Below are 20,514 nucleotides of genomic sequence, written 5' to 3'. Positions count from 1 at the left end.
CGCCCTGGTGCGGGCGCATCTCAAGCGCGGCGCCTCGCCGTTCCGCAGCGCCCGGCCGGGCCTTCAGGTGGTGCGCGGCCTCGCCCTCGTCGCCTCCTCGCTCCTCTTCCTCGCCGGGTTGCGCTCCCTGCCGGTGGCCGAGATCACCGCGATCGCCTTCGTGTCGCCGATCTTCGTCACCGCCCTGTCGATCCCGGTGCTCGGCGAGAAGGTCGGTGCCCGGCGCTGGATCGCCGCGCTCATCGGGCTCGTGGGCGTTCTCATCATCGTGCGGCCGGGCACCAGCGCGTTCCAGACCGCGGCCATCCTCCCCATCGTCTCGGCCCTGTTCTGGGCCGCCGCCCTGGTGGTGACCCGCAAGATCAACGGCTACGACGCCCCTCAGACCACGATGACGTGGTCGGCGATCGTCGGCTTCGTGGTGCTCTCGGCCGTCGTGCCCTTCGTCTGGGAGACCCCGAACCTGACCCAGGTCGCGGTTGGCGCCGCGATCGGCCTCATCTCGACCGCAGGGCACTGGATCGTCACCATCGCCTACCGTCACGCCCCGGCCTCGACCCTGGTGCCGTTCTCCTACACCCAGATCATCTGGGCCGGCCTCCTCGGCTTCCTGTTCTTCGGCACCGTGCCGGACGCCTATATGGGCCTCGGCGTGCTGGTGATCTGCGGCAGCGGCCTCTACACCGCCCACCGCGAGCGGATGCGGAGCGTCCCGGCCCCGACCGGGGTGCTGCCGGCGGGCGGGGTGCGCTGAGGCGCACTCGCAAAGGACCTTCCAGGTTCAGTGGGCGGCCGTCCCTCGACGGCCGCCCACTGCTTGTTCGGGCCTCTGCCACCGGCCGTCGCGCGGCTCGCTTGGCCCTGGGATATCGCGATGGGACAGTCGGGCGCAGCGCCCGCGAGGGAGCCCGGCATGCCCCGCTTCCTCTTCCTGCTCGTTGCGGGCGGCGCCGGAGCCGCGCTCTTCCACATCATGCGGGTCGTGCTCACCGGCACGCTAACCCCGCCCTGGTGCCCCTGGTGGCCGGAAAGGCGGCCTGGTCCGCACTGGTCGTCGCCGTGACGCTGCCCTAGGCCGAGCGGCACCTGCCGGCCGGCCAGCGCTACGGCTGGATCCCGGCCGGCCAGGTGAGCCTCGTCCTGGCGGTCCTCGACGGCGCGTCCCTCTGGAGCCTGACGGGCTCGGCGCGGTGGTTCTCGGCGGCGTCCCGCTCCTTCCCGTCATCGCGTTGACCCAGGTGACGTGCCTCACCCTGTTCACCCGCGCCGAGCGCGAGGCCTGGTCGAGGTGCCAGGGCGGGCAGGCTCCGGAGACGGCATCCACCCCGCGCACCTGACCGCGATCGCCCCACCATCGCCCTTCGCATCGCCCTTCCAAGACGCGCGCAACCCCTCTAAGGACACGCCTCCCCGTCGCCCTGGAATCGCGGAGTGCCCATGGCCACCGTCCCCATGCCCAGCATCACCCAGCGCATCGCCACCGAGCTCGGCGCGCAGGAATGGCAGGTCAAGGCGGCGGTGGAGCTGCTCGACGGCGGGTCGACGGTGCCGTTCATCGCCCGCTACCGCAAGGAGGTGACCGGCACGCTGGACGACGCGCAGCTGCGCACCCTCGAGGAGCGCCTGCGCTACCTGCGCGAGCTGGAGGCCCGCCGCGCCGCGATCCTCGAGAGCGTGGGGGCACAAGGAAAGCTCGACGACGCGCTGAAAGGGCAGATCCTCGCCGCCGACACCAAGGCGCGGCTGGAGGATCTCTACCTGCCATTCAAGCCGAAGCGCCGCACCAAGGCGCAGATCGCCCGAGAGGCCGGCCTCGGGCCTCTCGCGGAGGCGCTGCTGACTCGAACAGACCAGGTGCCGCTTCAGGCCGCCGCTCCGTTCGTCGACGAGGCCAAGGGCGTGGCGAGCCCGGAGGCGGCGCTTGAGGGCGCCCGCGCCATCCTGGTCGAGCGCTTCGCCGAGAATGCCGAGCTGGTGGGGCAGTTGCGCGAGGCATTCTGGAGCCGCGGCCGGCTCGCCTCGCGGGTGCGCGAGGGCAAGGCGCAGGCCGGCGCCAAGTTCTCCGACTACTTCGACTTCTCCGAGCCCCTGACCCGCCTCCCCTCCCACCGGGTGCTGGCGCTGTTCCGGGGCGAGAAGGAGGAGGTGCTCGACCTGCGCCTCGACGAAGCCCCCGAGGGCGTCGACGCGCAGAGCCTCTACGAGGGCCGCATCGCCCTCTCGGCCGGGATCCAGGATCGCGGCCGGCCCGGCGACCGCTGGCTGATGGAGGCGGTGCGCTGGGCCTGGCGCACCAAGCTGAAGCTCTCGATCGAGCTCGACCTGCGCGCCCGCCTGTGGGAGGCCGCCGAGGCCGAGGCCGTACGGGTCTTCGCCGGCAACCTGCGCGACCTCCTGCTCGCGGCGCCTGCCGGGGCGCGGCCGACGCTCGGCCTCGACCCGGGCTACCGCACCGGCGTGAAGGTCGCGGTGGTGGACGCCACCGGCAAGGTGGTGGCGACGGACACGATCTACCCGCACGAGCCGCGGCGCGACTGGAATGGTTCGCTGATGACGCTGGCGAAGCTCTGCCGGGCACACGGGGTGGAACTGGTCGCGATCGGCAACGGCACCGCCTCGCGGGAGACCGACCGGCTCGCCGCCGAGCTGATCGCCAAGCAGCCGGAGCTCAAGCTCACCAAGGTGATGGTGTCGGAGGCCGGCGCGTCGGTCTACTCGGCCTCGGCCTATGCCAGCCAGGAGCTGCCGGGGCTCGACGTGTCCCTGCGCGGCGCGGTCTCGATCGCCCGGCGCCTGCAGGACCCGCTGGCCGAGCTGGTGAAGATCGAGCCGAAGGCGATCGGCGTCGGCCAGTACCAGCACGATCTGGCGGAAGGGAAGCTGTCGCGCTCCCTCGACGCGGTGGTGGAGGATTGCGTGAACGGCGTCGGGGTCGACGTCAACACCGCCTCCGGCCCCTTGCTCGCCCGGGTCTCGGGCTTGAGCGAGCGGGTGGCGCAGAACATCGTCACGCACCGGGACACCAACGGCCCGTTCCGCAGCCGCTCGAGCCTGAAGAAGGTCGCGGGGCTCGGGCCGAAAGCGTTCGAATTGTCGGCGGGCTTCCTGAGGATCCAGAACGGCGACGATCCGCTCGACGCCTCCGGCGTCCACCCGGAGGCCTACCCGGTGGTGCGCCGCATCCTCCAGGCGACGAAGAGCGACATCAAGGCGGTGATCGGCAACGGCACGGTGCTGAAGGGCCTGACGCCTGAGTCCTTCACCGACGAGACCTTCGGCCTGCCGACCGTCACCGACATCATCGCCGAGCTGGAGAAGCCCGGCCGCGACCCGCGCCCGACCTTCAGGACCGCGACCTTCCAGGAGGGCGTCGAGAGCGTCGGCGACCTAAAACCCGGCATGGTGCTGGAAGGGGTCGTCACCAACGTCGCGGCCTTCGGCGCCTTCGTCGACATCGGCGTCCACCAGGACGGGCTCGTCCACATCTCGGCCCTGTCGAAGACCTTCGTGAAGGACCCGCGGGCGGTGGTGAAGCCCGGCGACGTGGTGCGGGTGAAGGTCCTCGACGTCGATGCCCCGCGCAAGCGCATCTCGCTGACCCTGCGCCTCGACGACGAGGTCGGGGCCCGCCCGACCCGCGAGCAGGGCGGATCGCATCGCGACGCACCCCGCCGCGACGCCCCACGCCCGCAACCCCGCCGCGAGGAGCCCGCCGGCGGCGGGGCGCTGGCGGACGCGCTGCGCAAGGCGGGGCTGGACCGGGGGCCGCGGCGGTGAGGGAAAGGCTCGGACCACGAGGCTTCACGCCGCCGCGTTGAATCGGAAGCGAGATCCCGATATTGTGACCTCATGTAGTCACAATGGCGAGACCTTGTTCATGCGGACGGTTCAGGTAAGGGAGGCCAAGGCAGGCTTCTCGGCGCTGGTCGAGGCGGCCGAGCGGGGCGAACCGACGACGATCACGCGGCACGGACGACCGGCCGCCGTGATCGTCCCCGTAGAGGTGGCACGCCGCCTTTACCCCGACGACAAGCCGAACTTTGCCGACTTCCTGATGGCGCTCCCCACCGACCTCGATGATGTCGAACGCGATCGGACTCCGACACGGTCCATCGATCTGTGAGCCGCGGCGGCTATCTCCTCGACACGTCGGCACTGTCGCGTCTCGCGCCCGGTCGGCTCGCTCTGCCCGAGGCCGTGATGGCCCGGCTGCGCGAGGAGGCGGGGCGCCTGTATCTCTCCACAGTGACACTCGCGGAGATCCGCGAGGGCATCTGCAAGCTGCGCCGGAAGGGTGCGTCGACCCGCGCGGACGCGCTCGAAGCGTGGCTGATGTCCCTCCGCGAGCTGTTCGCGGACCACATCCTGCCGTTCGGCATCGAGGAGGCCGACGCAGCCGGCGAATTCGCCGACGAGGCGGCCGGGGTCGGGCGCCATCCGGGGTTCGCCGACATCGCGATCGCCGCGACCGCCAAGGCGCACGGCCTCGTCGTCGTCACGGAGAACCTGCGCCACTTCGAACCTCTGACGGCATTCGGCGTGACGGCGCACGGTCTCGCCGCAATGGCGTGAGGCCGACCGCCCGGTCGATCTCAGTCGCACGGCCTCGTTTGCAGCCGTGTCCCACTCAGCCGTCGCCATCCACTACGTCGTCGGAGCATTCGGAGAGCCGGTGCAAGGATGTGACGCGTGCTCCGCTTGATCCGTTTGATTGAAGGCGCATCTCCCCTGTCCCAAGTGGGCAGGGCTATCGCACATGGCGGACGAGGCGTTGAGGGACGTCGTCGTCCCAGCCGGCCATCTGCAGAATCAAAGCGCGGGCAGCTGCCCTACTTCGACGGTGCCGCGTCGCTCGTCGTGGTGAACGTGCCCTCGAACCGGCCGCGCTGGGTGTCGGCGGTGCAGGCGACGGTGGAGCGGCCCGGCGCCGCGGCCGGGAAGCGGCAGGAGCCGACGGTCATCAGGGTGTCGCGGGTGATGCCGCCGTCGGGGGCCTTCACGCTCAGGATCACGGAGCTCACCGGCTGGAGAGCGTCGACGCCGACCTCTTCCTGGCGGTCCTGCGGCATGCCGGTGCCGCTAAAGCTGACGGTGGTGCCGTCGCTGGAGGTGAAGTCGAACGAGGTGCGCCGGCCCTGGACCGTGTTGACGATGCTGTCGCCGCAGGTCGGGCTGACGTCCCGCCCGGCGACAACGAGTTTCTCGCAGGCACCCTTGAGCACGTTGCGGGTCAGGGGCTGGGCGTAGGACTCGACCGTGCAGGACAGGCCGAGGAGCAGCAGGAGGGTGAGGACGCGCGTGAGCATGGCGGGGATGTAGGAATCGGTCTCGAGAAGCCAATCGTGGATTCAGTGAAGTGCCGCCGCGATCGCGTCCGCCGCCCGCTCGCCCTCCGCGTAGGCGCCGCCCGCCGTGCCCCACTGCTCCCGCGACAGGGCCTCGCCGGCGAACCAGATCCGCTCGGCCACCGCCTCCTTGAGGAGGTCGCGGGCCGCCGTGTGGCCCGGCGGCACCACCGCCCAGGAGCCCCGCGACCAGGGATCGTGGCGCCACTCGGTCACCGCCGGCACCGCGAGGTCGCGCAACGCATGGCGGCCGACCTGCTCGGCCAGGGTCTCGCGCACCAGCCGCCGCGCGCCGTCAGGCCCGGCCCGGGCGGCATCGAGGCGGGCGGCCAGCGGTACGTCGAGCTCGAAGTAGTGGAACGGCGTGCCGTCGACCCGGGTAAGCAGGCCCGGCAGCTGGAGGCGGCCGCCGATCAGGCTCGCCAGCCGGTCGCGGCCGCGGAACGGCGAGGACGGCCAGTGCAGCACGACGTGCTCGTAGATGCCGGTCCGGAAGCCGTCGATTGCCGAGCGGACGGAGTCCGGCAGGTCGGGGGCGAAGCGGAGGCGCGGGCTCGGCTCCTGCATCACCATCATCGGGGCGGTGACGAGGGCGGCCTTCGCCGCCAGGGTCCCACGCGCGCCGAGGTCGAGCCGCACACCCTCCCCCGACCAGTCGAGGGTGGCGACGGGCGTGCCGAGCGCCACCGGCAGCCCCCCGGCGAGGCGCGCCAGGTAAGCGCCGTAGCCGCCGGCGATGAAGAAGTTGTCGCCGTACTCCATGCTCGGGAAGTCGTGCAGGCTGACCTCGCTCAGGGGCCGGCCGGAGACGAGGCCGTGCACCAGGGCGACCCGCTGCCCCCAGGGCCCGAGGCCCGGCGGCAGGGCGGTGGCGGCCGGCCGGTCGGCGCCGTGGAGGCGCGCGCCGTCGGTCATCGCCCGGTCGGCGACCGCCCAGGCCCGGCCGAAGGCGGTCTCCTCCGCGGGCCGGCCGGGCCGACGCCCCACCCAGAGGTGGCTCTCCTGCGCGGCGCGGCGCAGGGGCTCGCCGCGTTCGAGGCCGAGGGCGACGAGGGGGTTGATCGGCCCGGCATGGAGCCAGTGGGCGCCGAGGTCGACCGGGTGGCCACGTAAGCGCGTGGTCACGGTGCGGCCGCCGAGCCGCGGGCGGGCCTCCAGCACCGCCACCGACAGGCCGCGGGCGCGGAGCCGGCGGGCAGCGCCGATGCCGGCGGCGCCGGCGCCGATCACCGCGACGTCGGGTGCGGCCGGCAGGGCCGCGAGCGGCGGGACGCCCGTGGGCGGCAGGTGCTCGTGAGCGGCGCGCGGCATCCTGGACATCACCCCTCGTTCGGCTCGGTTCCGGCGGCGGCCGCGATCCCGTCGAGCCAGCGGGTCAGCCGCGTGCGGCTGGTCGCCGGAACGGGGCAGCCGACCTGGCTGCGGATGTAGAGCGCCAGGCTCGATCGGCCCTCCCCGCGCCCGACGATCTCGACCGTCACCGTGTCGGGGCAGCGCAGCACGGCCGTGCGGGCGACGTAGCGGTCCTGCTCGCCCCAGCGGTCGGAGAAGACCAGCGCGGTGCGGGGCTGGCGCTCGGCCACCGCCCGGACGATCTCGCGCAGGCGGGCGCCCGCCACCCTGTAGAGCGGCGGCACCGCGTCGGCCCGCGCCAGGGGGCAGACGTCCGGCGCACAGGCGAGGGCGTCGGACCGGGACGGCGCGCGCCGCAGGGCCGCGAGGTCCACCGGGCCGAGATCGGGCGGCCCCAGCAGGACGGCCCAGACATCCTCGATGCCGCCGGGCTCCTCGCCGCGCGCGACCGCCAGGCCGCCGGCGGCCAGGATGCCGAGGACGAGGGCGAGCAGGGCGCGCGCGGCGAAATGCCCGGTCACCGGCACCACCTCACGGCGCCGGCCGGAGGCGCCAGACCCGCAAGGGCGTGCCCGGCACCGGGACCGGCTCCAGCCCGGGCGGGATGATCTCGCCGCGGCCCAGCCTGTCCGCGACGGTGGGCGTCTCGCCCGGTCGCGCCGGGGCGGCGCAGGCCACGATGTAGTCCGCCTGCACCCGCGCGGCCACCGCCGGCAGGGCCGTCGCGTCCCTGAAGCCCTCGATCGAGGCCGCGAGCCCAGGCAGCGCCCGGTGGTAGGGGGCCGCCACGACGGCGTGATGGCTGTGCAGGAGCAGGCTCGGCCCGAGATCGATCCCGGCGAGGATCAGCCCCGGCGGCAGCACGTCGAGGGCGGCGATCGAGCGGCGGGCGCCGCAATCCTGCCAGGCGGCGTGCTCCGCCTCGAGGGCGTTCGCGGTGCCGGCGAGCCGCTGCGGCGCCGTTGCGGCGATCAGCCAGACCTTGCCGCACAGGGCGAGGCTCAGGACCAGGGCAGCGATGCGGAGGCGAGGCGTGGCCTCGGGAGCGCGCAGCAGCGCGACCGCGCGGTCGAGGAGCGGGCCGGCCACCAGGGGCAGGAAGGCGCCCGCGACGTAGAGCCCGCGGAACTGCGGCGCGCCGAGGGCGAGGCCGAGCCAGAGCGCGCCGGCGGCGATCGCCATCAGGCGCCGCTCGGCCGGGTCACGGCCCCGCACGGCCCACAGGCTCGCCACGGCGGCACCGATCAGCACCGGAGGGTAGCCGGCGAGGGCCGCCTCGGGGGCGATCCGCACGAGGTGCCAGAGCGGCAGCATCTCGCGCACCTGCAGCAGCCACTCCTGGCGCACGAGGTCGGGCATGCCGGTGAACGGCCCGGCGGCGCAGGCGGGAAAGAACGCGAGGAAGCCGCCGGCTGCGGCGGCACCGCAGGCGGCGAGGAGCCCGAGCCGCGCCGCCCGCCCCCCGGCGACGAGGGCGGCGGAGGCGGCCGTGGCGGCGGCCGCCGCGCACAGCCAGAGCCAGGGCGGCGAGAGGGCGTCGCAGGCGCTCGCACTCCACAGGGCCGGGGCGGTCTGGGCGGCGTAGAGCGCCGGCGCGGCGAGCCCGAGGGCGAGGCCGAAGCCGAGGAAGGGCGGCAGCGCCGGCCTGCCGTCGCGGAGCCAGAGCCCCGCGAGGACGAGCCCGGCCGCCGCGATGAACGGCAGCGCCTCAAGGCCGACCGCGAGGGAGAGCGCGGCGAGCGCCCCGGCGGCCGCGCCGTCCCGGGCAGTCGGCGCCGGCCGGGCGAGGGACAGGGCGAGGCCGAGGACCGCGCAGATCTGCACGTTGTGGTGGTCGATCCGCCCGGGGGCGAACAGGCCGGTGACGAGCACCGTCTGCGTCGCCGCGAATACGGCGAGCGCCCCGGCGCGCCAGGCGAAGGCGCGCCTCACCGCGCGATGGAGGATCAGCGCGTAGACCCCGAAGAGCAGGAGCGGCCACAGGATCGCCGCGAGCCCCTCCGCCAGGGCCGGGCCGACGAGGGGCCGCGCCGGGAGGACGAGGCCGGCGATCGGCGCGTCGACGAGGCGCGACCAGTGCATCGGCGGCGCCCCGGCGTGACGGTGCTGGGCGAGGTCGAACCAGGGCTGGCCGGCGAGGAGGTCGCGCACCTGCACCATTCGCATGGCGTCGTCGGTGTCCGGCAGGCGCAGGTCGCGCAGCACCGGGGCGAGAGTGGGCCAGGCCAGCACCCCGGCGAGCCCGACCGCGACGATGAGCCAGACGATCGCCGGCCGCTCGAACGGGGAGTGCGCCGCCTCCGGACGGGGCCGGGTCTCGGGGAGCGGGGCGGCGAGCATGGCGGGCTCCGGCGGGCCTTCGTTGGATCCGAGCGTCTCCTCCTCGCATGCCCGCCCTTACCCCGCGGTTAGCGGGGCGTGGTGAGCGGTTCTTTACTATCCCGGGCGTAAAGCTCGGGGACAGACCCTGTTTTTCTGCGTGCAGCGGCCGATCCGGCCCCGGAGTTGCCCGAGCGATGAGCCTTCACACCGAGACGCTGGTCATCGGCGCGGGCCCGGCGGGCCTGACCACCGGCTACATGCTGGCCAAGGCCGGCCGCGACGTCGTGGTGCTGGAGCGCGATCCGGCCCAGGTCGGCGGCATCAGCCGGACGGTCGAGTACAAGGGCTTCCTGTTCGACATCGGCGGCCACCGCTTCTTCTCGAAGGCGAAGGAGGTGGTCGATCTCTGGAACGAGATCCTGCCCGACGACTTCATTGAGCGGCCGCGCCTGTCGCGGATCTACTACAAGGGCAAGACCTACGCCTACCCGCTCAGGGCGTTCGAGGCCCTGCGCAACCTCGGGCTCCTCGAGAGCGCGGCCTGCGTTGCCTCCTACCTCTGGGCCCGGGCCCGGCCGATCGCGGAGCCGAGGAGCTTCCACGACTGGGTCCGCAACCAGTTCGGCGAGCGGCTTTTTTCGATCTTCTTCAAGACCTACACCGAGAAGGTGTGGGGGATGTCCTGCGACGAGATCTCGGCCGACTGGGCCGCCCAGCGCATCAAGGGGCTCGACCTCGGCGCCGCCATCCGCGACGGGGTCAAGCGCTCGCTCGGCCTGCACCGGCCGGCGCCGGCGGACGGCCCGGTCATCAAGACGCTGATCGAGTCCTTCCGCTATCCCCGCCGCGGCCCCGGCATGATGTGGGACGCCGCCGCCGCGGCGATCCGCGGGAACGGAGGGCGGGTCCTCCTCGATCGGCGCGTCGACGCCCTGTCGTACGATGCGGGCACGAAGCTGTGGACGGTGAGCGCCCGGCGCCAGGACGGCGGCCGCGAGACCTTCACGGCCCGCAACGTCGTCTCCTCGGCGCCGATCCGCGAACTCGTCGGCGCGATCCGCCCGGCGCCCCTGAGCACCTTCCAGGCCCGCTCCCTGCGCTACCGCGACTTCCTCACCGTGGCGCTGATCGCCCGGGCGAAGGACAGCTTCCCGGACAACTGGATCTACGTCCACGACCCGGCCGTGAAGGTGGGGCGGGTGCAGAACTTCCGCTCCTGGTCGCCCGAGATGGTGCCGGACGAGTCCTACACCTGCCTCGGCCTCGAGTATTTCTGCTTCGAGGGCGACGGGGTATGGAACGCCCCCGATTCCGAGCTGATCGCGATGGCCCGCCGGGAGATCGGCCTGATCGGCCTCGTCGATCCCGCGAGCGTGGTCGATGCCTGCGTGGTGCGCCAGCCCAAGGCCTATCCGGTCTACGACGACGCCTACCGCGCCAACGTCGCGACAATCCGCCGGGACCTCGAGATCGGCTACCCGACCCTGCACCTCGTCGGCCGCAACGGGATGCACAAGTACAACAACCAGGACCACGCGATGATGACCGCGATGCTGACGGCGCGGAACATCATGCTCGGCGAGCGCCGCTTCGACGTCTGGAACGTCAACGAGGACGCCGAGTACGCCGAGGCCGGGCTGTCCGGCGCCCGCGAGGCGCTGGCGAGCGAGCGCATGGTCCCGCGCAAGGTGGCCTGACGGGCGCTGAATGATACCGCGGCGCCTTTGACTTGCCGGACAGTATGAACACCCTCTTCGTCATTCCGGGGCCGCGCAGCGGAGCCCGGAATGACATGCCGGGTGTCAAATCTGTCGGATCCAGCCAATGAGGCCCTCAGACGTCGTAATCACCCGGCGCGATGTCGGCGCTGCGCAGGAAGATCTGCAGGGCGGGTTGCATCGCCCGGTGCAGCCGGGGCAGGTCGTCGCGCGGCGCGCCGCCAAGGGCGCGGGTCATCGCCTCCTCGAGGTCGCCCGGGCCGTAGGGCGCGGTATCGTCGACCGCCGGCACCGCGCGCGCCTCGTCCCACCCCATCGCCAGATGGCGGATCAAGGCGATGTGCTCGGGGCCGACCTCGAACACGATCTGCTCGGGCGCCGTGCCGGCGGCCTCGTCGCGAAAGACGTCGGAGACGTGGGTCAGGTCGAGCTTCGTCAGCGGGTTGTGGTAGCTGTAGCGGCCGGGCTTGAGGTTGGCGTGGTGCAGGAAGGCCACCAGCGCCTCGCCCACCGCCCGGTGCTCCTCCGCCGCGCCCTCGTCGTCGCCGGTGACGTTGGCGATGTCGCCGTCCCGGTCGAGGCTGCCGTAGGGAGCGTCCGGGTGGATCACCGGGGCGCCCTGCCCCGCCGGATCCCAGGCCACGACCAGGCGCCGGATCAGGGCGATGCGCTCGAGCGTGATCTCGGTGGTGCGGCTGGTCATCGATGGGTCTCCGTGCGGAGCCCTCTGTAGAGCATCGGCCGGGCCTGCGGGAGTCTCGGGGCCCGGCTCAGATTCCCAGGTAGGCCCGGCGCACCTCCGGGTCGTCCCGCAGGGTCGCGGCGGGGCCCGTGAGCATCAGGCGGCCGGTCTGGAGCACGTAGGCCCGGTCGGCGATGCTGAGCGACTCGGCGAGCCGCTGCTCCACCAGCAGGATCGTCGTGCCCGAGGCCCGGATCGCCTCGACGGCGGAAAAGATCTCGTCGACGAGCTTGGGCATGATGCCCTGCGAGGGCTCGTCGAGCATCAGGAGGCGCGGCCGGGTCATCAGGGCGCGGCCGATGGCGAGCATCTGCTGCTCGCCGCCCGAGAGGGTGCCGGCGCGCTGCGGCAGGCGCTCCTTGAGGCGGGGGAACAGGGAGAAGACCCGCTCGAGCGGCGCCTCGCGGTCGGCCGCCCGGCGGTGGAGATAGCTGCCGAGCCGCAGGTTGTCGGCGACCGAGAGGCGCGGGAAGAGCCGCTTGTTCTCCGGCACGTAGGCGATGCCCTTTGCCGTGATGGCGTGGCCGGGCAGGCCGTCGATGCGGGCCCCGTCGAAGACGACCTCGCCGGAGCGCGGCCGCTCCATCCCGGCGATGGACTTGAGCAGCGTCGACTTGCCGGCGCCGTTGGCGCCCGCCACGACGACGATCTCGCCCGAATCGACCTCGATCGAGACGCCCTGGATGGCGAGCAAGCCCTGGTAGGCGGTGGAGAGCCCGCGGACCTCAAGCAGCACGGTGACGCTCCCCCAGATAGGCGGTGATGACGCCCTCGTGGCGCACCACCTCGGTCGGGTGACCCTCGGCCAGGACGCGGCCGAGATGCAGCACCACGGCGCGATCGACCAGCGGCATCACCACCTCCATCACGTGCTCGACCATGATGACGGTGACGCCGGTCGCGGCGACCTTGCGGATCAGCTCGACGCCGGCCTTGGCCTCGCTCGGAGTCAGGCCCGTCAGGACCTCGTCGAGGAGGAGGAGCCGCGGTCCGGTGGCGAGCGCCCGGGCGACCTCGAGGCGGCGCTTCTCGGGCGGGGTCAGTTCCCCCGCCACGGCCTCGGCGCGGTGAGCGAGGCCGGCGAAGTCCAGGGTCTCGAGGGCGACGCGCCTCGCCGCGGCGGCGCTGGCGTGGCGGGCAAAGCCCCCGACGATCACGTTCTCGACCACGTTCATCGAGTCGAAGGAGCGCGGCACCTGGAAGGTGCGGGCGATGCCGCGCCGGCACCGCTCGGGGGCGGAGAGCCCGGTGATGTCCTGGCCTCGGAAGATGATCCGGCCCTCGCTCGGCCGGTAGGTGCCGGAGATCAGGTTGAACAGGGTCGACTTGCCGGCGCCGTTCGGTCCGAGCAGCCCGAGGATCTGGCCCTCCGGCACCTCGAGGCTGACATCGGCGTTGGCGACGAGGCCGCCGAAGCGCAACGTGACGTGGTCGATGCGCAGCAGGGGATCGGTCGCGACAGGGCTGCTCACGGGGTCGCCTCCTCGTTGCGGGCCTTGCGGGTGCGGCGGAACAGGCTGAGCACGCCCTCGGGCCGGGCCAGCGCCACCACCATCACCAGCACGCCGTAGAGCATCAGGTCGAGGCCGTTGCCGCTGCCGCCGAGATAGGAGCGGCTGATCTCGGTGAGCGGGATCAGGATCGCGGCGCCGACGAGCGGTCCCCACAGGGTTCCGATGCCGCCGAGCACCGCCGGCAAGGCAAAGAGCAGCGAGAAGCGGAAGCTCATCACGCTCTCGGGGTCGATGTAGGAGACGTAAGCGGCGTAGAAGCCGCCGCCGATAGCGGTGAAGAAGGCCGAGACCGCGGCGGCCGCCATCTTCGACCGGAAGACCTCGACGCCGAGGCTCTCGGCGGCCTGAGCGTCGTCCTTGACCGCGCGCCACCAGTAGCCCCAGCGCGACCCCTCGATCAGCCAGGTGACGAACCACACCACGGCGAGGAAGCCGACCGCGAAGTGGACGTACGGGATCTTGTCGCGGGCGAATTGCAACGTCCACCAGGAATCCGGGTTGAACGGCCACTGGATGCCCATCGCGCCGCCGACGAAGTCCCAGTTGTGGACGAGCAGCAGGCCGATCTCCGCGATCACGATGGTGGCGATCGAGAAGTAGTGGCCGGCCAGCCGGAAGCACGGATAGCCCAGGCCAAGCGCCACCACCGCCGAGAGGAGGCCACCGGCCAGCATGCCGAACCACGGCAGCACGCCGTAGGTGACGAACAGCACCGTGGTCGCGTAGGCGCCGAAGCCGAAGTAGAGCGCGTGGCCAAGCGACACCTGGCCGCAATAGCCCCCGAGGATGTTCCAGCTCTGCGAGAGAGCGGCGTACATCAGGGTCAGGATCAAGACGTTCTGCAGGTAGACGTCGCGGATGCCGTAGGGCAGCGCGGCGAGCGCGGCGAAGACCAGGGCGGCGACGACCAGCTTGCGCCGGCGCTTGGCGGCGTAGCTCGCCTCGGCCCGCGCCGGCAGCGATCCCGGCGCAAGGGCGGTGGTCAGCGTGGTCATCAGAGCCTCCCGAACAGGCCTTGCGGCCGCGCGAACACCACCGCGAGGTAGAGGGCGTAGACGCCGATGGACTTGAGCGCCGGCGGCAGGATCACCGCCGTGAAGGCCTCGACGAGGCCGACGATGATCCCGGCCGCCAGCGCGCCGCCGACGCTGCCGAAGCCGCCGAGCGCCACCGTGACGTAGGCGATGAGAGCGAAGCTCGCGCCGACCTGGGGGTGGATGTAGTAGAAGATCGCCAGGACCGCCCCGGCGAGCCCGACGAGGGCCGCCCCTAAGCCCCAGCCGAGGGCAAAGACCCGGTTGCGGTCGATGCCGACGAGGGCCACCGCGCCCTGGTCCTCGCGGGTCGCCTCCAGCGCGCGGCCGAAATCGGTGCGGCTCATCAGGAGGTGCAGGCCCCCGAAGGCGGCGAGCGAGACCAGCGCCCCGAAGATCTGCGGCCAGGGCAGGAAGACGCCGCCGAGATCGAGGGTGCGCCCGCCGAGCCAGGTGTTCTGGACGTTGCGGTAGTCGGGCGTGAACAGGTACTGGGCAGCGCCCTGGAGCAGGATCGCGAGCCCGAAGGTCGCGAAGATCTGCACCATGCCCTGGTTGGCCTTGGCCCGCATGGCGAAGCGGACCACGCCCATGTAGGCGGCCGCTCCCAGCATGAACAGCAGGGCGGCGACCAGCGGCATCAGCACCACCGGGTCGAGCTGGGTGACGAGCACCAGCCCGAAGGTCGCGTACATGGCGAGCATCAGGAACTCGCCGTGGGCGAAGTTCACCACGTCCATCAGGCCGAAGATAAGCGAGAGGCCGACCGCGATCAGGGCGTAGATCAAGCCCATCAGGAGGCCGCTCGCCAGCACCTGCACCAGGGCTTGCGTCGTCATGGGTGGGTCGGGGCTCCGGAAGGCGAGAGGTGTTCAATCGTCGCCGAGAGGGGCGCAGGATCCCCTCTCCCGTGTGGGAGAGGGGGAGCGCTTCGCCTTGAACCATCGCGTTCGGGACGGGCGTCGGCGAACCGACGCCCCTCCCCTCACGCGTTCATCGGCCACTTCGCCGGGGCCACCGCGGCGGATTCCGGGAAGACCGTGACGAACTTGTCGCCGATCCATTGCAGCAGCACGGGGTCGGCGTGGGTGTTCTGGCCGTCGGGTCCGAACGCCACCTTGGTCCAGGGCATCACGGTACGCGTGCCCGGGATGTCGGTGGCGGCGAGCGCGGCGCGGAGCTTCTGCCCGTCGGTGGACCCCGCCCGGTCGAGGGCGTCGGCGAGCACGATCATCGCCATGAACTGGCGCGAGGAATTGTCGTTGAGGTCGCGGTTGGCCCGGGCGCGGTACATCGCGTTGACGGTGGCGACCATCGGGCGCTTGGCGGCGAGGTCGAGGGAGAAGCTGCCGCGGGAGATCAGGCCCTGGAGCTTGTCGCCGACGGCGTCGTAGGTGACCTTCTCGGAGAAGCCGGCGGCCTGGGCGATCATGCTCTTCGGCTTGTAGCCGAGCTCGGCCATGGTCTTGGTGAGCAGGATCGCGTCGGTGGTGTAGCTCGTGGGCAGCAGCACGTCGGCGTTGGCGGTCTTGAGCTGCTGCACCTCGGCGGTCAGCGAGGGCGAGTTGCTCTTGTACTTGACGTCGGCGACGAGCTTGTAGCCGCGCTCGGCCGCCAGCTTGCGCTGCACGGTGGACGAGTCGACCCCGTAGATCGTGTCCTCGAAGAACAGGGCGACCGAGTCGATCTTCTGGCCCTGCTTGCGCATGGCGTCCATGAAGTCGAACATCGCGGCCGAGAACATCTCGTCGTGGGCGGCCGGACGGAAGAAGTACTTCAGGCCCTTGCGGTGCAGGCTCGGCGACGAGGAATCGGCGCAGACGAACGGCACGCCGTAGCGCTCGGCGGTGGCGCTCACCGTCGCCGAGACGGCGGATTGGTAGCAGCCGACGAGGGCCGAGACCTTGTCCTGGGTGATGAGGCGCTCGGCCTCGGCCCGACCCTTCTGCGGGTCGGCCTGGTGGTCGGCGAAGACGAGGCGGATCTTGGCGCCGCCCATCCCCGCGAGCCCCGCGCCCTTGGCGCCCGGCAGGTCGAGGTCGTGGTCGTTGTTGATGAGGTCCAGCGCCGTCTCGATGGCGTGGCGGGCGTCGACGCCCACCTGCGCGCTCGGCCCCGACATGGCGAACAGCACGCCGACCACCACCTCGGGCGCCGCCGCGCGGGCGGGCGCACCTCCCAGGGAGGCGAGCGACAGGGCGCTGGCCCCGACCAAGAGTTCTCGACGACGGATCATGCGCTGGCCTCCCGTGATTGAACCGCTACGATCTTGTCCTAGAGCACCGCGAACTCGCCGTTGCGACGGTCGGTGATCAGCATGCAGCCCGGGGCGTGGGTGATGGCGAAGGCCGGCCGCACGGCGGCGATCACCGATTGCGGGGTGACGCCGCAGGCCCAGAAGACCGGGATCTCGTCCGGGCCGATCCGCACCGGGTCGCCGTAATCGGGCGCCCCGAGGTCGCGGATGCCGATCATCTCCGGCAGGCCGAGATGCACCGGCGCGCCGTGGACCGAGGGGAAGCGGGAGGTGATCTGCACCGCCCGGATCGCCTGGGCGGGCGTGAGCGGGCGCATCGAGACCACCATCGGCCCCGAGAAGCGGCCGGCCGGCGCGGTCGCGATGCTGGTGCGGTACATCGGTACCCGCACCCCCATCTCGACGTGGCGCAGCGGCAGCCCGTCCTCGGCCATCGCGGCCTCGAACGAGTAGGAGCAGCCGATCACGAAGGCCACGAGGTCGTCGCGCCAGAGATCCGCGACGGAGTCGCGCTCCTCCACCACCTCGCCGTTGCGCCAGACCCGGTAGCCGGCGACGTCCGTGGCGATGTCGAGGTCGAGGCCGAGCTCGGGGATCGACCGCTCGCCGCGCGCCGAGACGCCGATGATCGGGCAGGATTTCGGGTTGCGCTGGGCGAAGAGCAGGAACTCGTCGGCGAGGTCGGCGGGCAGGACCGCGAGGTTGCCCTGGACGTAGCCGTCGGCGATGCCGGCGGTGCAGCCGGTGATGGCGCCGCTGCGGCAGGCGAGCCGGGCCGCCTCGCCGATCATCCGTGCCCGATCAAACGGAAGGGTCATCGCAGCTCCTCTGCCCAGCAATGCGCCATGATCACATCGTGGGCAGGTAAGGGCCAATCGTCATTTCGCATCGGATTCGATAAGCCCCGCTTATTGGCGCCACTCGGGCGAGGCCGCGACCTCGCTGGCGAGGCGCGCCGCCGCCGCGGCGAGGCCGTCGCCGGGCGCGCTGGCGTAGGTGGCCGTGAAGCCGATGTCGGGGAGCGCCGGTGCCGGGGCGATGACCCGCAACGCGCCTTCCTCGAGGTCCCGGCGCACCACCTCGGGCGGGATCACCCCGATGCCGATGCCCTCACGGGCCATCCGCACGATGGTGGAGAGCGAGGCGTTGCTGTGGAGGCGGGGCGGCGGCAGGTTCGACTGCGCCAGCATCTCGCGCAAGCACACGTAAGGATTGGTGTTCTTCGGGTAGGTGATCAGGGGAAAGCGCAGCAGGCTCGCGAGATCGACCTCGCCGGGGCCGAGGTCGAGGTGCGGGGCGGCGATCCAGGCCAGCGACACGCTGCACAGGGGCAGGTTGACCAGCCCGGGCATGGTGATCGGCCCGACCAGGAAGGCGAGGTCGAGGTCCCGGTCGAGCAGCGCGTCGCGCATGTTGGGCGAGATGTCGACCGCGATGTCGACGCTCACCCCCGGATAGGCCTCGTTCATGCGCGCGATGAAGCGCATGAGCCAGGTGTGGACGATGGTCTCCGAGACGCCGAGGCGCAGCACGCCCCGCATCGTCCCCGGCCCGGCCACCGCCTGCATCATCTCGGCGCGCAGGAGCAGGAAGCGCTCGGCGTATCCCAGGAGGTCGCGCCCCTTCGCCGTCAGGGCGACCGAGCGGGCGCGCCGCTCGAACAGCCGCGCCCCGAACTCGTCCTCGAGGGCGGCGATGCGCTGCGACACCGCCGGCTGCGAGGTGTTCATCCGATCCGCCGCCTTGCGGAAGCTGCCGAGCGAGGCGGTCCAGTAGAAGATCTCCAGGCTTCTGAGTTCCGCCATGCCCCGTCCCGGATCGCCAGACGGACATCATGGAGCAAAGTTCGTACCGGGTGGAAGGGGGACGTGGCCTCGTCCCCACCGTCCCGCTCAGGCCCGGGGGATCAGCGGGGCGACGCGACGGGCGGCGTCCTCGCCCGCGGCGAGTCCCGCCGCGACGCCGGCGCGGTCCTCCGCGCTGCGGTTCTGGCTCATCTTGCGCTTGCCCTCGAGGCGCGTGATCGTCAGCCGCAGGCCGACGATGCCGCGCAGCTGCGCCGCCACGAAATCCGCCGGCGCGTCCGCGACCGCCCAGGGCGCCGGCCGTGCGCCCTCGTGCCGCTCGGTCAACCGGGTGACGACGGCGAGGAGGCGCGCCGGATCGTCGAAGAACTCCGCCGGCCCGTAGGCGTGCACCGCAACGTAGTTCCAGGTCGGCACGACCTTCCCGGTCTCCCGCTTGGTCGCGTACCAGGACGGCGTCACGTAGGCGTCCGGCCCGGAGAAGATCGCCAGGGCCTCGCCGTGGGCGGGCTCGCGCCACTGCGGGTTGGCCCGGGCGAGGTGGCCGTAGAGCACGCCCCGCTCGCCCTCGCCCGGGTCCAGGAAGAGCGGGAGCGGCGTGCACAGGAGACCGGCCGCCGTCCCGGTCACGACGCTCGCGAGCGGCGCGGCCCGCATCGTGTCATGCATGGCGGCCTCGTCCGTCTCGCGGAACGCGGGTGGAACGTACATCGGGGATCACTCCTGAGGGACTTCCGAGGGCGCCGGCGGACGATCGCGGCGACGGGCGACGCGGGCGCGGGCGAAGTCTGGAACTTCGCCCGGGACTGGCCCATCCTGAACGTCCAGTTCGAACCGGAATGGGTGGGCCAGTTTGGACGTTCCGCTTCCTCGCACGGCGCCCGTCAGCGCGCCGATCGTCGCCGACCTGAAGGCGCAGATCGCGCAGGGCGTCTACCCGCCGGGCGCGGCCCTGCCCTCGACCCGGGCCCTGGCGGTCGAGCTCGGGGTCTCGCGCACCACCGTCACGGCGGCCTACGATCAGCTCATCGCCGAGGGCTACCTCGAGACGCGGCAAGGCAGCCGGGCGCGGGTCGCCGCCGGCATCCTGTCCTCAGCAGTCCCGATCGCGGCCGGCCCGGCACCGGCGGCGCGCCTGTCCGGCTTCGGGCGGCGCCTCCTCGCCGCACCCGTGGCCGAGGCGGTGCCGGGACCGGCGCTGGACTTCCGCTACGGCGACCTCTCGGGCGGCGACTTCCCGGTCCTCGCCTGGCGGCGGGCGCTCAACGCTGCGCTGCTGCGCCGGCCAGCCAAGCTCGCCTACGGCGACCCGCGCGGCTCGGCCGAATTGCGAGCGGCGCTGCAGGCCTATCTCTGGCGCTCACGGGGCCTGCGCTGCGGCCTCAACCAGATCGTCGTGGTGAACGGCTCGCAGCAGGGCATCGACCTCTGCACCCGGCTCCTCGTCGACCCCGGCGACCGGGTGGTGATCGAGGAGCCGGGCTACGTCGCGGCCCGGCGGGTCTTCGCCGCGGCCGGGGCCGCGATCGTGCCCGTCGCGGTCGATGCCGAGGGCCTGCGGACCGAGGCGCTCGCCGGGATCGGCCCCGCCCGCCTCGCCTACGTCACGCCCTCGCACCAGTTCCCCCTCGGCGGCGTGCTGCCCGCAGCCCGCCGGCAGGCCCTGCTGGCCTGGGCCGAGGGCGCCGACTCGACGATCATCGAGGACGATTACGACGGCGAGTACCGCTTCGACGCCCGGCCGGTGGAGGCGCTCCTCAGCCTCGACCGGACCGGCCGCGTCATCTACGTCGGCACCGTCTCCAAGACCCTCTCGCCGCAGCTGCGCCTCGGCTACCTGGTGGTGCCGCCGGCCCTCGCGGACGCCTTCGCGGAGGCCAAGCGCCTCGCCGACCGGCAGGCGCCCGGGCTGGAGCAGGCGGCGCTGGCCCGGTTCCTGGCGGAAGGCGGCTACGAGCGCCACCTGCGCCAGGTCCGGCGGCGCAACGCGGGCCGACGGGCCGCGCTGCTGGCCGCCCTGTCGGCCTGCTTCGGTACGGGGGTGCGGGTGACCGGCGCGGCGGCGGGGCTCCACCTCGTCGCCTGGTTCGACCGTGTGCCGGCGGAACGCGAGGCGGAGATGGTCGCGGCCGCCCGGGCCGCCGGCATCGGCGTCTACCCGGTCGCGCCCTTGTACCACGACGCGGGGGCCCGGCCGGACCGGGCCGGCCTGGTGCTCGGCTTCGCCGGCAGCGAGCCCGACGCGATCCGGGCGGGCGTCCACCGCCTCGCCGCCGCGCTCGCCGGCCTGGACGGACCGGGAGCCGGGCCGGCTCGATGAGGCGGGGCCGATGTTCCGGAGGATCGGCCGGCCGGGGACCGGACGAGCGCCCGCGGACCGCGTGATCTCGAGGGCATGCTTGCCGAGATGAGGGGACGCAGGTC

At 72.5% G+C, this 20,514-nt stretch carries 20 protein-coding genes; 7 read left to right on the top strand and 13 right to left on the bottom strand.

The features are described 5' to 3' along the window. The 5 genes from VQ02_RS04615 to VQ02_RS04595 all read left to right on the top strand — a co-directional run. Positions 1–754: DMT family transporter (locus tag VQ02_RS04615; protein ID WP_048442992.1), on the top strand; the 754-nt coding region annotated here is incomplete at its 5' end. Between the two features lie 159 nt (positions 755–913). After that, the gene (locus VQ02_RS04610; RefSeq protein ID WP_157080493.1) at positions 914–1,063 is read left to right on the top strand and encodes a hypothetical protein; all 150 of its coding nucleotides are present in this window, start codon (positions 914–916) and stop codon (positions 1,061–1,063) included. 389 nt (positions 1,064–1,452) lie between these two features. After that, the gene (locus VQ02_RS04605) at positions 1,453–3,777 is read left to right on the top strand and encodes a Tex family protein (protein WP_048442991.1); all 2,325 of its coding nucleotides are present in this window, start codon (positions 1,453–1,455) and stop codon (positions 3,775–3,777) included. 100 nt (positions 3,778–3,877) lie between these two features. Beyond that, entirely contained in the window at positions 3,878–4,123 is a 246-nt protein-coding gene (locus tag VQ02_RS04600; protein ID WP_048442983.1) for a type II toxin-antitoxin system Phd/YefM family antitoxin, read from the top strand. Then, positions 4,120–4,572, top strand: coding sequence for a type II toxin-antitoxin system VapC family toxin (locus VQ02_RS04595; protein WP_048442982.1), 453 nt, complete (start codon positions 4,120–4,122; stop codon positions 4,570–4,572). Before VQ02_RS04600 ends, VQ02_RS04595 begins: the two co-directional genes overlap by 4 nt. A 257-nt stretch (positions 4,573–4,829) precedes the next feature. Here VQ02_RS04595 and VQ02_RS04590 read toward each other — a convergent pair whose 3' ends face one another. The 4 genes from VQ02_RS04590 to VQ02_RS04575 are packed head-to-tail and all read right to left on the bottom strand — an operon-like array spanning position 4,830 to position 9,038. Next, positions 4,830–5,306 carry a hypothetical protein gene (locus VQ02_RS04590; RefSeq protein WP_048442981.1) on the bottom strand — a complete coding sequence of 159 codons (477 nt, stop codon included), beginning with the start codon at positions 5,304–5,306 and terminating at the stop codon, positions 4,830–4,832. 42 nt (positions 5,307–5,348) lie between these two features. Continuing rightward, positions 5,349–6,656, bottom strand: a complete 1,308-nt coding sequence (locus tag VQ02_RS04585; RefSeq protein WP_048442990.1) for a flavin monoamine oxidase family protein — start codon at positions 6,654–6,656, stop codon at positions 5,349–5,351. 8 nt (positions 6,657–6,664) lie between these two features. Next, a complete protein-coding gene (locus tag VQ02_RS04580) occupies positions 6,665–7,219 on the bottom strand; it encodes a hypothetical protein (protein WP_048442989.1) in 555 nt (184 codons plus the stop codon). A 10-nt stretch (positions 7,220–7,229) separates the two neighbouring features. Continuing rightward, positions 7,230–9,038: a hypothetical protein gene (locus VQ02_RS04575; RefSeq protein ID WP_048442980.1), complete on the bottom strand. Its 1,809-nt coding sequence runs from the start codon at positions 9,036–9,038 to the stop codon at positions 7,230–7,232. A gap of 176 nt (positions 9,039–9,214) precedes the next feature. Here VQ02_RS04575 and VQ02_RS04570 point away from each other — a divergent pair, with 176 nt between their 5' ends. Beyond that, complete coding sequence (locus VQ02_RS04570) at positions 9,215–10,717, top strand: NAD(P)/FAD-dependent oxidoreductase (RefSeq protein ID WP_048442979.1); 1,503 nt, start codon at positions 9,215–9,217, stop codon at positions 10,715–10,717. A 136-nt stretch (positions 10,718–10,853) separates the two neighbouring features. Here the strand turns inward: VQ02_RS04570 and VQ02_RS04565 are convergent, their stop codons facing one another. The 9 genes from VQ02_RS04565 to VQ02_RS04525 form a co-directional block, all read right to left on the bottom strand. Next, the gene (locus VQ02_RS04565; protein ID WP_048442978.1) at positions 10,854–11,441 is read right to left on the bottom strand and encodes a hypothetical protein; all 588 of its coding nucleotides are present in this window, start codon (positions 11,439–11,441) and stop codon (positions 10,854–10,856) included. 67 nt (positions 11,442–11,508) lie between these two features. Then, entirely contained in the window at positions 11,509–12,213 is a 705-nt protein-coding gene (locus VQ02_RS04560; protein WP_048442988.1) for an ABC transporter ATP-binding protein, read from the bottom strand. Continuing rightward, positions 12,206–12,952, bottom strand: a complete 747-nt coding sequence (locus tag VQ02_RS04555) for an ABC transporter ATP-binding protein (RefSeq protein WP_048442977.1) — start codon at positions 12,950–12,952, stop codon at positions 12,206–12,208. The genes VQ02_RS04560 and VQ02_RS04555 overlap by 8 nt, the downstream gene beginning before the upstream one ends. Further along, on the bottom strand, positions 12,949–13,989 hold the full coding sequence (locus VQ02_RS04550) for a branched-chain amino acid ABC transporter permease (protein ID WP_048442976.1): 1,041 nt from the start codon (positions 13,987–13,989) through the stop codon (positions 12,949–12,951). Before VQ02_RS04550 ends, VQ02_RS04555 begins: the two co-directional genes overlap by 4 nt. After that, positions 13,989–14,867, bottom strand: a complete 879-nt coding sequence (locus tag VQ02_RS04545; RefSeq protein WP_048442975.1) for a branched-chain amino acid ABC transporter permease — start codon at positions 14,865–14,867, stop codon at positions 13,989–13,991. Before VQ02_RS04545 ends, VQ02_RS04550 begins: the two co-directional genes overlap by 1 nt. Before the next feature lie 146 nt (positions 14,868–15,013). Beyond that, positions 15,014–16,264: an ABC transporter substrate-binding protein gene (locus VQ02_RS04540; RefSeq protein ID WP_157080490.1), complete on the bottom strand. Its 1,251-nt coding sequence runs from the start codon at positions 16,262–16,264 to the stop codon at positions 15,014–15,016. Positions 16,265–16,302: 38 nt separating this feature from the next. Continuing rightward, entirely contained in the window at positions 16,303–17,103 is an 801-nt protein-coding gene (locus VQ02_RS04535) for a putative hydro-lyase (RefSeq protein WP_048442974.1), read from the bottom strand. Between the two features lie 90 nt (positions 17,104–17,193). Continuing rightward, positions 17,194–18,090 (bottom strand): LysR family transcriptional regulator, encoded by an 897-nt coding sequence (locus VQ02_RS04530; RefSeq protein WP_048442973.1) that lies wholly within the window; start codon positions 18,088–18,090, stop codon positions 17,194–17,196. An 87-nt stretch (positions 18,091–18,177) separates the two neighbouring features. Next, entirely contained in the window at positions 18,178–18,801 is a 624-nt protein-coding gene (locus VQ02_RS04525; protein WP_048442972.1) for an FMN-binding negative transcriptional regulator, read from the bottom strand. A 142-nt stretch (positions 18,802–18,943) separates the two neighbouring features. Here VQ02_RS04525 and pdxR point away from each other — a divergent pair, with 142 nt between their 5' ends. Next, positions 18,944–20,410 carry a MocR-like pyridoxine biosynthesis transcription factor PdxR gene (gene pdxR, locus VQ02_RS04520; protein WP_048442971.1) on the top strand — a complete coding sequence of 489 codons (1,467 nt, stop codon included), beginning with the start codon at positions 18,944–18,946 and terminating at the stop codon, positions 20,408–20,410. The last annotated feature ends 104 nt before the right edge of the window (positions 20,411–20,514 follow it).

This window comes from Methylobacterium variabile (assembly GCF_001043975.1).
GTDB lineage: Bacteria > Pseudomonadota > Alphaproteobacteria > Rhizobiales > Beijerinckiaceae > Methylobacterium > Methylobacterium variabile.
Note: the sequence above shows the minus strand (reverse complement) of the source record. Positions and strands in the feature narration are given on the sequence as shown.